The following is a 13,839-nucleotide window of genomic DNA, read 5'->3' as shown; positions in this document are numbered from 1 at the left end:
AAAAAATCTTGAACTATGTATGCTGTACACTAAGATGTTTGATTCTACTATAGTTTCATTGATGACACTGCTATATTTTTATTGATACTACCTCTAAGCACTTCCTCCTTTTCTCCTAGGACACCATTCCCATCCACCTACAATATTTCGACAAAATATCCCTTTTCACCTCCTTCAATAAGGATAAATTGAGAAATACAGGAATCAGCGTACAATAAAAAGCACACCTCTCATTAGGTGATATCTAACTGCCAACTAAATGACATCATAAGATATCCAAAATAAGTAAGGTGTGCTTCACCAAATTCCAATTTATAACACCTATTGTAAAAGGCGTCTTTGTAAAAATCAAGCGATTTTATTTATTTCCTTAATATATTGCTTTATTGTTCATTTATTTATTTGTAACTGAAAGTTTTGGTGCTTTTGCTTGCCCTTTTTTAGAAATAAAGAACAATGCCAACCAGATCAATACAAAACCAAAGGCTTGTGCCCATGTAATCACTTCATTCATAATAAACCAGTTCATCAATACACTCACCATCGGGAAGCTAAGTTCTGCTAGTGTCGCTACAGAAGCTTTGGTGGTTGTTAATCCTTTGTAGTAAATTAATAAACCAAGTAATCCTGGTAATAATGCCTGACCAAATAAATTTAGTAATACTAGAAACAACTCGGAAGAAGCGGTTGGCCAATTCCACGCAGCACCTTCTCTAACTGTGATCATTAACAATAACGGAATTGCCATCACAAAACGTAAAGCAGTGACCGTTTCATATTTTAAATTTCCAACTAATAAACGCCCCATTACTGTAGATCCACCCCATAATGCAGCAGCACCTAGTGAAAACAAGCTACCCATTTGGATAAATTCACTCCAGTGTCCAATTGGTAATGAGAAACCGAAGGTTAAAAAATACGTACCTACTAGTGCGACTAAAAATAACGGGAAGAAATTTTTAGGTAAAATTTCCTTTAGTAAAAAACGAGCTAAAATAATTGCAAATAACGGCTGTAGCTTTTGTAGTAAAACAAGTGCATTTAGGTTGCCACCCATTGCAAGACCTTTTGTAAATAAGATTGTTGCAATCGCTGAGCCACCCCATGAAATAAATATTAAGGCGCCTAGTTGTTTCCATTTTAAGGTGCGTAGCTCTGCACGATTTTTTATCAAAATAGGTAATACTACTGCACCAATAATAACATGCTCTAATAATACAATTTGTGCAGACGTTAATGAGTGTAGCAATAATACACGAAATAAAGGCTCAATTCCCCAGCTTGCCGCACCAATTGCTACTAACCAAAAACCTACATTCCATTTTCCAAAAGATAAAGTTGCTGGTTTTACTCTTACACTTGCGTTATCCATGTTGATTTCCCCTTCTCGAATATGGGGTCTTACAGCAGAAAACCCCCGATATCGACATTAATCGACAATTCGGGGGCTGACCAATTAAGCATAATTTAAGCGTAAACTACTTTACCATCATCTTTATAGACAACAGCAAAGACAAATATCTTTCGCCTAAATAAACATTCTTCATGCTTAGGATTGATCTTCTCCCATCCGGACTTTACCGTCGGCCTTGGATTTTCACCAAGTCAGTCGTAAATTACTAATAGCAACTTACGAGTCGCGGGCTTAAAAGCATCTCTTTATTCTTATGAACAAAATGAGCTTCTCACCGCCGGTCAGGAATTTCACCTTACCCCGAAGATCCATATTCAATTTATTTTAGTTTATTTAATAACTTATGATTTAATACTTCAAAATGTTACTTACTATAATATAGCACCTTCTCGAGAAAAAGCAATTGAAATATTTGTGAACAAATGCACAAAGTAATGCTGAATGAATTTTACAAGAAAAAGACTGCAACTCAAGTCATAATTTTACGACTTAAAATGCAGCCTTTTGGATAAGCTAAATGAAATAACTTAACCTTCACTTTTTGAGGATATCACTAGGCATCTAAATCACTCGTTTTAAACAGGATAAGATAACGTAACAATTTTGTACGCTGCTACCTCATAACCTTTACTCTTATCTACAAGCTCATGTCTACGTTCAAGCACATCACTGTTATAAATATCACCCGTACCACGAGGAAGATCCGCATTTAGCATTACTGTCTTTTGTCCTAAATTATAAAACCTTGCAATTACATCCGATGTTTCTTGGCTTAATTTCAAAGTGGAAAAAGCTAGTGCTGTCTCTTCCTCATTCCAATTTAACCAACTGTAAGTCGTAGGCAGCTTCCCATGTTGTAACTCCGTCTGTACGACAGTCCAAGGAATCTGGAATTGATACGCATTCGCATAAGCACCTGAAGCTATACCATCTTCAGCATGAGGAATAATCGCATACTCTACAACCTGCTCACCTAAACACTGCGCCTCAGGTGTTTCAAACACACCCCAGTCTCCAAGCTCAGACACCGCTCTTAGCAAAGTGATGGCAATCCTGTTTTCCTCTCCCTGTAATACTTCATATTCCTGCAAGCCTTTGTTGGCAATCGTCAAGCCACGATTTTGCTCATGTACACTGACAAATGCACCCTGATGCTGACAGTTACTTGGGTTGATCCATTCCTTTGCAGGCTGAGTATCTCGTTTTGCCACCTCAAAAATGGAATCCGCATAATGATAAGCGCTATTTACACCTGTAGGGAACAATGCACGCAAACGGTGATCCTTTGCTTGATTGTTAAAACGTGTTTCCACCTTCACCATGCCACTGTTAGCTTCAAGTGTATATCTTGTTGTTAAAATGAAGGGTACAGTTTCTGTTGTCCGCACAGCCGTTCTTTCTCTAAATGGAACAAACTCCTGCTTCTCCTCGGCAAAGGTTTCATTTGCAGATGCTGGAATCTCCCATTCCAATCTTGCTTCAATAACTGCACGAACAGCATTTTGCTCCACAACTGTTATCTGTGCTTGTAGCCCTTCCGTAGTCATCGCCACTTCTCCATTTGGCTGACGATATACATATTCGTTCCCAATATCACCACTGTTTTCAAATGCATTTAAGCCTTTGAACACATGTCCACTTTTTTTATCTAGTAAGGTCAATGTCCCATTCTGCTCCACAGTGACAGCAAGCTTGTCATTTTCCATCGTATGACCTTCAACATGTACAGATTTAGTTTCAATAGCTTCTGACAATGAAGTTACACCTGATGTTGAATTTGAAGTTACATTTACTGTTGAACTTGATGTTGAACTTGATGTTGAATTTGATGTTACATTTACTGTACCTACTGTTGAATCTGATGTCACCTGTTGACAGGCATACACCTTATATCCAAGCGCAGGAACATCACTTGCAAGCAATGTTATCTTTATTTTTCGTGCCATATAAGGCTGACGGAAACGATCCTTAGGCAAATCATAACCAAAATGCACGCCCATATCTGCAATTTGAGAAGGTACAATCTTGCCCTGATCATCTCTAACTACATAGTGACCAAGCTTCTCTTTCTTAAGCTCTTGAGCTAATAAATGCGGGGCAGGTCCCTCTGAGAAATATTTTTTAGCGACCTCAAGCTCTACTTGTACTGCACCAGTTCTATGCCAACCCGTTGTATTAAATATGGTAAAAGGGATTACTGCTTTGGCTTTGGCTTTGGCTTTGGCTTTGGCATCCACATTTGCGTCGACATCTGCATTTGCATTAACATCACTTTCATTCCCACTCCAAGCATCAACACCCAACGTATCTATTTCCTTCACTAGCTTGGAGGTAGCTTCCTTAATGAGCACCTCTGCCACATTGCGACTCTTTAAAAAGCGAGTTTCCATCTCCTGATGCACCTCATCCACACTACAGCCACAAATACTGTCATGCGGATGGTTTTGCATTAATGTCTTCCACGCATATGTGAGTTCATCATGAGGGTACGAAGCGTTAGCATCTAAATGTGCAAACACAGCTAGTGGCTCCGCCACCTTTTCAAGCAACGTCTGCGCCTGCTGATTCATTTGCTTCAAATAAATACGTGCAGAGGCAGTATTCACAAGTGTTCCCCATCCATCGGTATGCTGACTGCGCAACTCTCCTTTAACCACTGTCAGATCATCAGGTACAGTTTCAGCCACTTCTGCAATATATTCATCAAAGTTGGAATGCTTAAATTCAATATCTGGATACAAAGTTGATGCTGTCTTAATTGCGTCTGACAAATCAGTTTGAATCGGTTGATGATCGCAACCATTCATAAATAGCAGATGAGGTGTGGAAGCAAACTCCTCAGCATTTTTTAAATTTTTATCCCAGTACGCCTTGGCATCATCCGCCCCTACAGGAACCTCCATCCCGTTACAATACCAATTCGCAAATAAAATACCTAACACTTTTGACCCGTCGGGTGCTTCCCAATACATTTCAGAATAAGGCGATTCATACGTATCGGCTTCACCCACCATGTTATTAAAACCTGTAGGCTTAACCCCACGCCCAAACACTGCATTTTGAATGTCCGCTTGTTGGAGGATTTGCGGCGCTTGCCCCATGTTACCAAATGAATCTGGGAAATACCCTGTTTTGGAAATAACACCATATTGCTCGGCATCCTTATGTCCTGTAAGTAAATTACGAATATTTGCTTCACTGCTCGTTAAAAATTCGTCCTGTAAAACATACCATGGTCCAATCTGAATACGTCCCTCTTTAATATAACGTTCTAGACGTTCTCTCTGAGACGGTCGAACCTGCAAATAATCTTCAATCACTATCGTTTGTCCATCTAGATGGAAATATTTATAATTAGGATCGGAATCTAGTGTATCTAGCAGTGTATCCATCAATTCTACTAACAACATATGATGATATTCAAAAGGCATATACCATTCCCGATCCCAATGTGTATGGGAAATAATATGTGCCGTCTTTTTTTGCGTCAATGTATCCAGCTCCTCTGCACCTTTTTAAAAGAAAGTTTTACTGCAAAGAACCTTTACAGTAATAACGCGTATTGTTTTTTTACTCCCTGTGCTACACGCTTCCCATCTATCCCTTTGTTGCGCCACCCATACTAAAGCCTTTAGACATATAACGTTGCGAGAAAATATACAACACAACAGATGGCATCGTATACAGCAATGAAAAGGCAGCTAAACGCCCATATTCAACCATACCATGATTTCCGAAAAATTGATAAATCAACACAGAAGCAGGCAGCTTTTCTGGGGTCTGTAACAAAATATACGGAACAAAAAAGTTCCCCCAGCTTCCTGAAAACGTAAAAATAGCGATCGTTGCAATACCTGGGAGCATTAAAGGTGCAACAATTTTACGTAACCCTGTCCACACCGAAGCACCATCAATCCAAGAGGATTCCTCCAGATCAATTGGAACTGAATCCATAAAATTTTTCATCATCCATATTCCATAAGGCAAGGAGGATGCCGTTAAAAATAACATCGTCGCGAAAATCGAATTTTGCAGCTTTAAATATAAAAACAATTGAAACACAGGCACCATCACTGCTGTAATAGGCAATGCAGTCATAAATAAAATCGTAAGTAAAAAGCTTTTCTTAAACTTCATTTCATATCTGGATAATGGGTATGCCGCCAAGGCAGAGACCACCACTACAAAAATGGCTTGTCCACCTGATAACAGTAATCCCACCCCAAAAGAGCGCACATTAGATGCTTCACCTAACACATCTTTATAGTTGCTTAATGTAAAGGTATCTGGAATTTTAATTCCTTGCTGTGCATGGGGATCTACCGATGCTAACACAATCCACAATAAAGGGATCAAGAAACAGATAGCAATTAAAGCAAGCACTGCATATTGAATTTGTTTATGAATGCGATGTTTTTTAAACATGGATGTCCACCTCCCTCATCTACACTTTGACTTTCATGGATCGCATGTACAACAGACTTGCAATGATACCGATAAATAACAATACCATCGAGATTGCTGTACCATAACCAAACTGATAATTCACAAACGCTTGATGATACATAAAGATCGGTAAGGTTTGCGTTGAATTACCTGGTCCACCACCCGTCATAGTATAGATCAAGGTGAATACCCCTAACGTTTGCAGCGTAACTAACATCATATTCGTAACAATGGAGCCCTTTACCATCGGTAATGTAATGTGGCGTAAAGTTTGGAAGGCGGTTGCTCCATCAATTGTGGCAGCTTCCTCCACATCTTTAGGAATATCGTCTAAGGCAGATTGGTATACCATCATCGAAAAGGCAGTCCCATGCCAAATGTTCGCAATTACAACGGTTGTCATCGGAAATGTAAACAACCAAGATACCGACGATAAGCCGACGGCTTCTAATATACTATTTAAGGTTCCTGTATCACCAAAAAAAGCTACCATACAAAATGCAACAACAATTTCTGGGGTTACCCAACCAGCAATTACGATAATCCCCACAAAACGTCTAAACGTAATATTTTTTTCTTTCATTAATAGTGCAATCATAAAGCCTAATACAACCTGTCCAATTACTGCGGAAAAAATAAGGAAAACTAATGTCCGATACACACTAATTTTAAAGTCTGGATCTTGAAACATATTTGCAAAATTCTGAAAGCCTACAAATTCTAAGCTTTTTGCTGCTGCTCCCGTCAATGACATGTTCGTAAAAGCAAAACCAACGGTCAGAAAAATCGGGATGACGAAAAAGATAAGCAACAGGATGATGGATGGAAATAAGAATAGGAATGCTTGTAATCCTTTTCCCCTTTGTCTGTCCATGTCATTCTCTCCATTCACAAGGCGATAGAGGGACGACCAGTAAACTGTGATCTATGATATGACTCTGCAATCTGCATTTCACATCACATCCAGAATGTGATTCAGTCCCTCTACTCCTTTTCTAAAAAATCTGATTTCGGCTTATGTTTAAACGTTAGGATTAATCTTAAAATTAGTGGTTGCAAAGGCTAAATTAACGAAGGGACAGAGGGATGATGGAAAAGCGTCAGCGGCCGCCTTTAAAGTTGGATTTTCATCACATTACATATTTGATTAAAGAAAATCAGACTTTAACAGCGGTTGAAGTCACCCTCTGTACCGTAGTCTCTTACCTCGAAAGTAAGCAACCACTAATTTTTCCTTTAAGCCTATTTTTAGATTATTTTTCCTCTACTGCATCTGCCCCAGCAACTCTTGTTACATTTTCCTTGAATTGCTTCACTGCATCTTCAGGACTGAGATTACCCGAAGCGATGCTTTCAACAATACTTTGAATTTGAGTAGAGACTGAAGCATATTTATCATTCGTTGGGCGGAAATGTGCATGGTTTAAAAATGATTGAGCTTCTTTAATAAATGGACGATCTAAATAGCCACTTACATCTACAGAGTCCACACGAGGGCTTAATGCTCCCTCAGCCACGACACGTGCTGTTGCATTTTCCTTGTTCATAATGAACTGTAAAAACTTCCATGCTTCGTCTTTATTTTTAGCATTTGCAGGGATAGACCACGCCCAGCCACCAGACATGGTTGTTGCGCCAGGCTCTTGACCATTTTGAGTTGGCATTGCAGCGAAACCCATCTTTTCAGTTACATTTTCAATTGGTGCAGCACCTGTTGCACTCCAAGTTGATCCAGCCCAGCTACCATCAAGGGCAATCGCCATTTTATCCTGAGGTAACAATTGCTCAAATGCCATGCTTCCTGCTTGTCCACTAAGTGCAATTTGCAAAGCTGGACCTGTTTTATCTACATTAAATACTTGATTAATAAATTTAAAAGAATCCAATAAGCCAGGACTGCTCACAATCCATTTTTTCGTATCAAAATCATATAGTTCATCTTGCGTACCATACAGCAGCATTTCTAACGTTTGCATCGTTACGCCTTCACCACTTGCCTTACCCACAGTCATGTGCATTGGGGTTACATCCGGTAATTTTGCTTTAATAGTACGCGCCGCGTCTAAGACTTCTTCCCACGTTTTAGGTTCCCATGGCACAGGCAGGCCAGCTTTTTTAAATAAATCTTTGTTATACCACAATCCACGAGTATCAGAGGTAGCAGGAATACCGTATACCTTGCCATCTTCTCCAGTAACTCCCGCTTTCAGATTCGGGATAATATTACTCCAATCTGACCATGCCTCAACTTTACTATCTAAAGGCTCTAAATACCCCGCTTCCGCATCCGATTTCAAAATAGAAGTATCCTCCGCAATGAGATCAGGAGAGGTGTCACTTGACTTCATTTGTAGCACAACTTTTGAAAAGTAATCTCCTTCACTTGCAAGAATCGGAGCTAAATTTACTTTAATATCTTGATTTTCCTTCTCAAACTCTTCCACTAACCCAGCATTAAAATATTTAGTTAAAGAATCATTAGAGCCTGAGGAACGAAATGTAACTGTAATTTCCTTTTTTCCATTTGCCTCTTCTTTTTTCTCACCACTGGAGCATGCAGTTGTAAACACCATTAGTGCTGCGAGCATGAACATAAAAGAAGCCTTGATTTTATTACTTTTCATTTTGACAAACCCCCTGATGAATAAATTTAAAATGCTATTTATGAATGCGGATACCGCAGTAATCCATTAAAAACTCGCAAAACAGCATGTTTGACCAAGAAAACCATGGTCTTGTATATTGCGAAGGATCATCAGCGTGGAAGCCCTCATGTGTCATACCTGTTCCAGCGTCTGTCGCTTGGAATAATTCAAGTAATTTTTCTCTTTCTACTGAGTCTAGTGAGGTTAAACCCTGCATGGATAAAGCAATATGCCAAATATAATGATCAGGTGTATGTGGACTACCAATCCCTGAAGCGACATCTCCTTCAAAGTAATAAGGATTATGTGTACTCAGTACAAATTTACGCGTGTTTAAATATATTTCATCATCTTCAGCTACACAACCTAAATAAGGTAAAGATAATAAGCTTGGCACGTTCGCATCATCCATTAGATTATAATGACCTAAGCCGTCTGTCTCATAAGCATAGATTTTCCCAAACTCAGGATGTTCAACAATTGCGTATTGCTGAATGCCTTGATGAATTTCATTAGCTAAGTCAAGTGCTTGCTGAGCTAGAGCTTCATCAGACCATACTGTAAGTGCAATCTCATTTAAGTATTTCAATACAACTACTGCAAACATATTGGATGGAATTAAGTAACCATATTCACAGCGATCATCACTAGGTCTGAATCCAGACCACGTCATGCCTGTATAGGCCGTTAAACTCCCTTTACCTTCTCGACTTAAAGTATCTGTAATAGGGGCATCTAATCTTTGGAACAAATATGGCGATTGCTCCTCATGATGTTGCTCCGTTCGCCACAGCTTTATAATTTCTTCTGCTGCTTTACGGAAGGTATCATTAAACTGTGTTGTACGACCACTATTTTTCCATAATAAATAACCAAGCTGCAACGGGTAGCATAAAGAATCAATTTCGTATTTACGTTCCCATATCGATGGACCCATGTGTGTTAAATCATCTTGATGTCCATTTCCATTCGCACTTACATTAAATGCATTGGCATAAGGATCTAACAATACAAACTCCATTTGACGCTGAACTAAACCTTCAACCATATCCCCTATCTCTTTATCCTTGCTCGCAAGCACCAAATAGGGTCTAACCTGAGCTGCGGAGTCCCTTAACCACATTGCAGGGATATCACCTGTAATAACAAAGGTAGTGTTGTCCTCTAATGTTTGAATCGTCGTATTGATCGTGTTACGAAAACCATTTTCAAAAATCTGAGCAAGCTTAGGTCGATCAACAAACCTGTTTTTCATTTCGTCAATCATGTTTTCAATTGCTACATTGCTTGTTTTTTGTGTGGGTGATGGCAAATCCACACCTCCTATTTCCATGTAATAGCTTTTTCTAAATATAAAACCGCTGTTAATTAACCGCTTACATTTATTATATGTAAATAGATTAGTATGTCAATATATTATTTTGTTAAAAATATGCCTTTTACGTCATTTATACATACTTTTTACATGATTAATATATACATGTATATAACAATATAACAAAACAAAAAAGAAGCCTTATTCAAGCTTCTTTTTATCAAATGCTTATATTTTATTTGTGGAGATCAGTCCTTGACAACTAACCCTAACTAGTGAGGAGCCAGAAAAATTCTGAAGATTGTTGTTAATTAATTTTTGCCTTTGCCGTTGTTTTCCCCACAATCAGTGGAGCTTCAAGCATAACTCTACTAGGTACCACTTCGTTGTTATTTAGTTTAAGCACACTTTCAATCGCCTGCTTACCAATCGCCTGTTGATTTTGTCTAACATGTGTAAATTGGTAGGCATCATTTCTAAGCGGACTATCAAAGCAAATAATTGAAATATCCTCTGGTACAGACAACCCTAAGCGCTGAGCTGCCTCATATGCATACTGTGCAATCGTATATTCGATTGCAAATAGAGCTGTGATTTCAGGATGCTGCTGGATATGCTGTTGGATCATTTCAATATCCCGTTCTCTTGAGCTTGGATCGAACTCATTTGGCATTGTAGACGTAATGTTTTCTAACCACAATCCACGGTCTGCCACAATCCCATTTTCCGCATGTGCTTCTATAAAGCCTTCAATCCGCTCTTCAATCGCTGTTGTATTAATGGAGGGTTGCGTTAAAAGTCCGATATGTGTATGACCTAAGTTAAATAAGTAATTACTTGCTACCTTTGCTGCCTGCACATTGTCACTGCTAATAGATGAAGCTGAAATTCCTTTTAAATAACGATCTACAAGCACAAACGGGAATTTTGAAATCACAAGCTTCAGAATTTCTGCGCTAAAATATTCGCCCTGAGCAGGAAAAATAATTAAACCGTCTACGCCCATCTCTAAAAATTGCGTAATTGTTTTTTCCTCTTGGGCAGCAATCCCAAAGGAACGACGAATAATTAAATAACAGTCATGCTCCCGAGAGGCTTCCTCCATCCCATAGATCAATTCTGTGCCATAACTATCATCAAAGGTAGTAATCACCAGACCAATTAACAGTTTTTTATTGGTTTTTACGGTTGAACTAATCGGCGAGCTTAATATCCCGTCATTGTGATTAGTATCTTCCTTTACACCCATAAATTCATTTACGAAAGAGCCTTTTCCTGGTTTACGAATGATATAACCTTCTGTGGTAAGGAGCTCCAACGCCTTTTTACTCGTGATCCGGCTCACATTATATTGCTCACACAATTCTTTTTCGGACGGAATACGTTCTCCTGACTTATATTTAAGCGAAATAATATCTTCACGCAAAGCATCAAAAATTTGCTCATACATCGGTTTAGATGTAGATTGATTGGACATCATGCTTCCTCCTAGACATCATACATAGACATAATCATTACATGTAATAATATATCATGTTATATACAATTAAGAAAGCGATATAATATAGAAAAAAGCGATGTAATTACAGAATTTATAATGTTTATTTATGCAATCGGAAACCTAATCACAAAAACACTTCCATTTTTAGAAGTAGATTTCAAAGTTAAGTCTCCCCCCTGTGCCTGCGCTAATTGCTGACTGTAGGTGAGACCTAATCCTAAACCATGTGGGCGCGCAATTTTGCGTTCCCCCCGATAAAAACGTTCAAAGATATTAGGTGCGTCCTCTTGACTAATTCCTGTTCCGTTATCCTCAATTTCAATGATGGCTTGTTCTCGCGCAATACTATGTTCAATATCACTCTTGGCATCACGCTTAGATTTAAGCTCAGTACCAAGTGTATTACAGTGAAGCCTAACCTTAATCATAAGCTCACGCTCACTATGCTTGGCTTGAACGCAGTTATTTAGTAAATTAACGATAATTTGTCTAATCCTGAGCGCATCCCCCATGACATAAATCTCATCCTCAGGTATAAGCAGCTCACATCTCACTTCCTGATGATTATCGATGAGCTCCCACTGTTGAACCACTTCACCTAGCAATCCAGTTAACTCTACTCTATCACTTCGCATACTGACATTTCCTGATGCAAAGACATTATAGTCTAGTAAATCAGCCACCATTCTGTCCAATCTTCCAGTTTCTTGCAAAGCTAAGTTTAGGAACTCCTCTGCTTCCTCACCTGTAACAACCTCATCCTTAACAGCATGAATTAAGCCCTTAATTGAAGTAACGGGTGTCTTTAACTCATGGCTCACACCAGCTAGAGACAATATTCGCCACTCCTCAAGCTGTTTTAAACGAGTCGCCATCCCTGAAAAAGATTCTACAAGCTGAGTGATTTCTTTTTCTTGTGTTTTCACCTGTAAATTATCAATACAATAATCCCCTTTTTCTATCCTTTGCGTGGCTGCAGTCACCTGTCGTAAAGGTAAGGAAAGCCGACTAGATAATAAATAAATCGTTAATAGACCTGCTGAAGTGAAAATAACTAGCATGATAATAATGACAGTAATAATAGCCTCGCTATTCGTGAGGGATTGATTGGACTGAATCAATACAGTCTTGCCAACTTCTTTTAAGGAATGCCCATATACTGGAGATGAAATCAAATTAAATTTACTTTGTGGTGAAATTAACTCGTTATAATCCCATTTCTCATTAAACTCCTGCTGTGTCATTTGAGGCATACTATATTTTAAATGCCCATCCTCATCTACGACATATAAACAAAAATTAGCATCAACATCAAAATACTGCAGCTTATTCCCCACGATATCATCCAGATTTTTCGGAATTTCAAGAGCATTTTCTCCACCTAATCGTTCTGCAATGTTTTGAACAAATAAGCTTGAGGTTTGGAGGCGATTATCTTTTGCCGTTTCTCTAATCCAATAAACTGATACTAAGCCGATGACAGCACAGACGGCAAATAATATAACAATATACCGAACCGACCAATACGACAAAATGGAAACTTGCTTTACTGGTTTACGCAAAATGAATACCCACTTCCTCGCAACGTCCGAATTTCCCCTTGAGCTTGTGGCCAATCTGCGAGTACTTTTCGTAATCGTTTTATACATAAATCCACCGCTCGATCACTTCCTTCATAGTCGTATCCCCATATTTGTTCTATAAGCTGTTCTCTTGTCCACACACGATTTGGCCTAGCTGATAAAAACAAAAACACATCCAAATCTCTTGGAGTGACTGCGATCTCTTTCCCGTTCAGAAAGATACGTTTAGCCTCATAGTCTACTAACAAGGAACCAAAATATTTACGTTCAGGCTCCTCTGAATAAATCGGTCTCCGGCGTAAAACTGCTTTAACTCTAGCAACTACCTCATCTGGCACAAAAGGCTTAGTCATATAATCATCCGCACCGTGATCAAGACCAAATAAGCGATCATCCAGCCGATCCTTTGCTGTTAGCATAATGATCGGACATGCACTTTTTTCGCGAATTTCGGTAAGTAGCTCAAAGCCATCTTTGCCTGGAAGCATTACATCAAGCAATACTAAGTCAAACACATGTTGCTCAAACGCCTCAAGAGCAGCATTACCATCCAAACATCGAACAACCTGATACCCTGCTTTATTCAAATAGCTATATAAAACACGGCTAATCGCCTCTTCATCTTCTACCACAAGAAGTGTCTGTTTATTACTAGAATCTGGTATCAAAAGTTCATCTCCTTTACTTCCATGCATCTATATTTCAATTTCAATCTATTTTAGTTCAATTCCATTCTTACTCTAGTTCATTACAAAATGAACACTTTATTATAGCAATTTTACATATTTTCTGAATGTAAGCAAGTTTTTCGCTTTGACATCTTACTGACACATTTCCTTGCTAAATTATGAATTACATAACAGCGTAAATCACTTAACACTGATCTTAGAGCTGACAGAGAAAAAATATGTAAAAATTTAGGAGGAAAAGAGAAA

At 38.7% G+C, this 13,839-nt stretch carries 9 protein-coding genes and 1 riboswitch; all 9 genes read right to left on the bottom strand.

The window, feature by feature from the left end:
* Positions 1–394: 394 nt before the first annotated feature.
* The 9 genes from ABE099_RS16795 to ABE099_RS16755 all read right to left on the bottom strand — a co-directional run bounded on the left by ABE099_RS16795 (position 395) and on the right by ABE099_RS16755 (position 13,572).
* Positions 395–1,372 carry a DMT family transporter gene (locus ABE099_RS16795; RefSeq protein ID WP_430032234.1) on the bottom strand — a complete coding sequence of 326 codons (978 nt, stop codon included), beginning with the start codon at positions 1,370–1,372 and terminating at the stop codon, positions 395–397.
* A 182-nt stretch (positions 1,373–1,554) separates the two neighbouring features.
* Positions 1,555–1,726, bottom strand: a riboswitch (FMN riboswitch).
* 263 nt (positions 1,727–1,989) lie between these two features.
* Entirely contained in the window at positions 1,990–4,845 is a 2,856-nt protein-coding gene (locus ABE099_RS16790; RefSeq protein WP_430032287.1) for an alpha-mannosidase, read from the bottom strand.
* Positions 4,846–5,011: 166 nt separating this feature from the next.
* Positions 5,012–5,839: a carbohydrate ABC transporter permease gene (locus tag ABE099_RS16785; protein ID WP_430032233.1), complete on the bottom strand. Its 828-nt coding sequence runs from the start codon at positions 5,837–5,839 to the stop codon at positions 5,012–5,014.
* Positions 5,840–5,858: 19 nt separating this feature from the next.
* Positions 5,859–6,734 (bottom strand): carbohydrate ABC transporter permease, encoded by an 876-nt coding sequence (locus ABE099_RS16780; RefSeq protein ID WP_430032232.1) that lies wholly within the window; start codon positions 6,732–6,734, stop codon positions 5,859–5,861.
* Positions 6,735–7,113: 379 nt separating this feature from the next.
* Positions 7,114–8,484, bottom strand: coding sequence for an extracellular solute-binding protein (locus ABE099_RS16775; protein ID WP_430032231.1), 1,371 nt, complete (start codon positions 8,482–8,484; stop codon positions 7,114–7,116).
* 34 nt (positions 8,485–8,518) lie between these two features.
* Complete coding sequence (locus ABE099_RS16770; RefSeq protein WP_430032286.1) at positions 8,519–9,772, bottom strand: glycoside hydrolase family 125 protein; 1,254 nt, start codon at positions 9,770–9,772, stop codon at positions 8,519–8,521.
* 355 nt (positions 9,773–10,127) lie between these two features.
* Positions 10,128–11,297, bottom strand: coding sequence for a GntR family transcriptional regulator (locus ABE099_RS16765; RefSeq protein WP_430032230.1), 1,170 nt, complete (start codon positions 11,295–11,297; stop codon positions 10,128–10,130).
* Positions 11,298–11,425: 128 nt separating this feature from the next.
* The gene (locus ABE099_RS16760; protein ID WP_430032229.1) at positions 11,426–12,883 is read right to left on the bottom strand and encodes a HAMP domain-containing sensor histidine kinase; all 1,458 of its coding nucleotides are present in this window, start codon (positions 12,881–12,883) and stop codon (positions 11,426–11,428) included.
* Positions 12,868–13,572, bottom strand: coding sequence for a response regulator transcription factor (locus ABE099_RS16755; RefSeq protein WP_430032228.1), 705 nt, complete (start codon positions 13,570–13,572; stop codon positions 12,868–12,870). Before ABE099_RS16755 ends, ABE099_RS16760 begins: the two co-directional genes overlap by 16 nt.
* Between the last annotated feature and the right edge of the window lie 267 nt (positions 13,573–13,839).

The organism is Paenibacillus turicensis (genome assembly GCF_050461185.1).
Taxonomy (GTDB): Bacteria; Bacillota; Bacilli; order Paenibacillales; family Paenibacillaceae; genus Fontibacillus; species Fontibacillus turicensis_A.
This window is presented reverse-complemented; position numbering and strand designations above follow the sequence as displayed.

What these genes read in the sequence shown, in the direction of transcription:
- ABE099_RS16795 (WP_430032234.1), bottom strand. Translation starts at nt 1,372, where the DNA reads ATGGATAACGCAAGTGTAAGAGTAAAACCAGCAACTTTATCTTTTGGA.
- ABE099_RS16790 (WP_430032287.1), bottom strand. Translation starts at nt 4,845, where the DNA reads ATGCCTTTTGAATATCATCATATGTTGTTAGTAGAATTGATGGATACA.
- ABE099_RS16785 (WP_430032233.1), bottom strand. Translation starts at nt 5,839, where the DNA reads ATGTTTAAAAAACATCGCATTCATAAACAAATTCAATATGCAGTGCTT.
- ABE099_RS16780 (WP_430032232.1), bottom strand. Translation starts at nt 6,734, where the DNA reads ATGGACAGACAAAGGGGAAAAGGATTACAAGCATTCCTATTCTTATTT.
- ABE099_RS16775 (WP_430032231.1), bottom strand. Translation starts at nt 8,484, where the DNA reads ATGAAAAGTAATAAAATCAAGGCTTCTTTTATGTTCATGCTCGCAGCA.
- ABE099_RS16770 (WP_430032286.1), bottom strand. Translation starts at nt 9,772, where the DNA reads ATGATTGACGAAATGAAAAACAGGTTTGTTGATCGACCTAAGCTTGCT.
- ABE099_RS16765 (WP_430032230.1), bottom strand. Translation starts at nt 11,297, where the DNA reads ATGTCCAATCAATCTACATCTAAACCGATGTATGAGCAAATTTTTGAT.